The following is a 3,156-nucleotide window of genomic DNA, read 5'->3' as shown; positions in this document are numbered from 1 at the left end:
CGCAAGGTAGTCCACAACACTTCATCGCTGATCGTAACATTAACCGTGGTTCCAGAACCGCCTACCCTATCGCTTGTCGCATAAGCTTGTCCACAGAATAAACCCAAAAGCCCCAACAGCATTAATGCAGAATTGATTACTTTCATGATCATATTCCTCTAAAAATTAATCTAGCACCACAAGATCAAGAGAATATCCATTGCAAACCAGACAGGCCTCTTGTATTTTCTGTATATCACCGCTATCTCACCATGTCAAACAGAATCACAAAAAACCAAGTTATTTCAAATGATTACAGCATAGTTTAGAAAAATTAATGCACCCGGCTCACCATCAAGCATCGTCCACTCAAAATTGCATTACCAACTCATTACCCATCCCATGTTAGCCCCAGCCAGAGGACATTAAAATAGAAATTCAGATGATTTTATACATCCGCAGCGTGCGCATCATTCATTTGCGGTAAAATTACAATTTTTCAGCAACACTGGCCAGTAATCACGCGAGAACTCAACTTGACTTCATCTCATTCTGATCATCCTGATGCAACACAGCTTTCCTATCGTGACGCCGGCGTAGACATCGATGCAGGGGATCGCTTGGTTGAAAATATCAAACCGTTTGCCAAACGCACTTTACGTCCCGAGGTACTCAACGGAATCGGCGGTTTTGGCGCACTATTTGAAATTTCCAAACAATACCAAAACCCTGTTCTGGTCTCCGGTACTGATGGCGTGGGCACTAAGCTTAAATTGGCTTTTCAGCTCAATCGGCATGACAGCATTGGCATTGATCTGGTCGCAATGAGCGTCAACGATATTCTGGTACAAGGCGCGGAACCTTTATTTTTCCTGGATTATTTCGCTTGCGGCAAACTCAATGTGGAAACGGCTACTGCGGTGATCAGCGGTATTGCCAAAGGGTGCGAACTGGCTGGTTGCGCGTTGATTGGCGGTGAAACGGCCGAAATGCCTGGCATGTATCCGCACGATGAGTATGATCTGGCCGGATTTGCTGTCGGTGTCGTCGAAAAAGACCGGATCATCAATGGCACCACAATCCAGGAAGGCGATATTGTGCTGGGTCTTGCGTCCAGTGGCGCACATTCCAATGGATATTCGCTGATTCGCAAGATCATTGAAAATAATCGTATTGATTTGTCCAGCGATTTTAACGGCAAGACACTTGCCGACACCATCATGGTGCCGACGCGCATTTATGTCAAACCCGTGCTTGAATTGCTTAAACGATTGCCTATTAAGGGCTTAGCACACATTACCGGCGGCGGATTGGTCGAGAATGTACCGCGTATTCTGCCGGATCAAGTCATGGCAGTTTTGCATAAAAACACATGGGAAATGCCACCGCTATTTCACTGGTTGCAGCAACAAGGCAATGTCGCTGATCTTGAAATGGCGCGTGTATTTAATTGCGGCATTGGCATGGTGATCGTTGTTGCAAGCGATCATGCCGAAAACGCCATGCACAGTTTGCGTGCTTCAGGTGAAACCGTCTGGCAAATTGGTGAAATCAAACAACGCATATCCACTCAGCCGCCCACTATTTTAGCGTAAGTGATTATTTATACGACAACATCATGAAATCATTGGTTATTCTGATATCGGGTCGTGGCAGTAATATGCAGGCATTGCTGGAAGCCGAGTTTGAAATGGACCGTATCACGGTCATCAGTAGCAATCCCAATGCAGAAGGCTTAACAATTGCCCAAAAATATGGTACTGAAACCATTGTCCTGGATCATCGCACTTTTCCGGATCGCGAAGCATTCGATGCTGCCTTGGCAGAAAGAATCGATGCCTGTCAGCCGAAACTGATTGCCCTGGCCGGCTTCATGCGCATACTCAGCGATCGCTTTGTACACCGTTTTCAAGGCCGATTAATGAATATTCATCCGTCATTATTACCCGCATTTCCTGGTTTAGGAACACATGCGCGCGCGCTGCAAGCAGGTATCAAAATTCATGGCTGTACTGTCCACTTTGTCACGCCACAACTGGATCATGGCCCCATTGTGATTCAGGCCGCCATCCCTGTACTACCCAGCGATACCGAAGAAATACTGGCGGCCCGTGTATTACAGCAAGAACACCGCATCTATCCTCAGGCTGTACGCTGGTTTATGGAAGACCGGATCAAATTGAGCGAAACTCACGTTGAAGTGATGGATTCCCGTGTCAATGAGACAGCACTTTATTCACCGGAATTACCTGAATGAAATTTTTCTCATCGATTTTTCTACTGTGGATATTCAGTTCTTCAGTATTTGCGACAGACATACCGTCACGCATCGAAATCAGTTACGCCGTGACAACGGATATCGGTCAAGGGGAAATCACTGAAGTAATGGAAATCACGCATGCTCATGGTGGACATAGCTATACTATTAATAGCGAAGCGCAAGCTACCGGCGTTTTCAAAATCATAGAACCCAATAGCATTGTGCGTCATAGCGAAGGAACCATCACCAAACAAGGACTACGGCCTTCTCGCGCCTATGAGAAACGCGGGAAGAAAGAACCCAGCCTGGCCGTGTTTGACTGGGAGAATCACATCATCACGCTGCAACATAAAGGACATCAGGCACAGGAAAAATTACCGGAAGGTACTTTGGATCGCTTGAGCTTATCGTACAATTTCATGTTTACGCCGCTACCTAAACATTATGTAGAGAGATATGTTACCAATGGGCATAGTCTGCGACTGTCGCGCTACAAAGTAACCAAAGAAATACTCAGCACTCCGATTGGAGAAATAGAAGCAATCGTATTGACCCGTCAGGAAGATAAAAATTCCAAACTTAAAAGGAAACTATGGCTTGCGCCGAGCAATCACATGTTGCCTGTTCGCATCGTTTCAGTAGAAGAAAATGGCCGAGAAATCGATAAAATAGTTACCGGAATTAACATTAGCTACAAAGCCGGCCGTCATTAATCCGATGCATTAGCGGATCAAACACACATCAGGAAACCCATGCAATTAACCCCTTTTCAGCTGGACGCAGCGGTAGTTGCGCTACGTACGATACTGCCCTTGGAATATCCCGCCGATGCAATCTTACGGAATTTTTTCCGTGAGAATCCTATGCTCGGCGCACAAGACCGCGCATTGATTGCAGAAACAGTCTTTGGCATACTA

3 protein-coding genes are annotated in these 3,156 nt (G+C 46.0%); all 3 read left to right on the top strand.

Annotation, left to right across the window (positions count from 1 at the left end):
* The first annotated feature begins 515 nt into the window (after positions 1 to 515).
* The 3 genes from purM to Q0K92_RS12910 are packed head-to-tail and all read left to right on the top strand — an operon-like array spanning position 516 to position 2,952.
* On the top strand, positions 516 to 1,574 hold the full coding sequence (gene purM, locus Q0K92_RS12920; RefSeq protein WP_297326205.1) for a phosphoribosylformylglycinamidine cyclo-ligase: 1,059 nt from the start codon (positions 516 to 518) through the stop codon (positions 1,572 to 1,574).
* Between the two features lie 23 nt (positions 1,575 to 1,597).
* On the top strand, positions 1,598 to 2,236 hold the full coding sequence (gene purN / locus Q0K92_RS12915; protein ID WP_297326204.1) for a phosphoribosylglycinamide formyltransferase: 639 nt from the start codon (positions 1,598 to 1,600) through the stop codon (positions 2,234 to 2,236).
* Positions 2,233 to 2,952: a DUF3108 domain-containing protein gene (locus Q0K92_RS12910; RefSeq protein WP_297326203.1), complete on the top strand. Its 720-nt coding sequence runs from the start codon at positions 2,233 to 2,235 to the stop codon at positions 2,950 to 2,952. Before purN ends, Q0K92_RS12910 begins: the two co-directional genes overlap by 4 nt.
* Positions 2,953 to 3,156 lie beyond the last annotated feature (204 nt).

Source organism: Nitrosomonas sp. (assembly GCF_024282095.1).
Taxonomy (GTDB): Bacteria; Pseudomonadota; Gammaproteobacteria; order Burkholderiales; family Nitrosomonadaceae; genus Nitrosomonas.
This window is presented reverse-complemented; position numbering and strand designations above follow the sequence as displayed.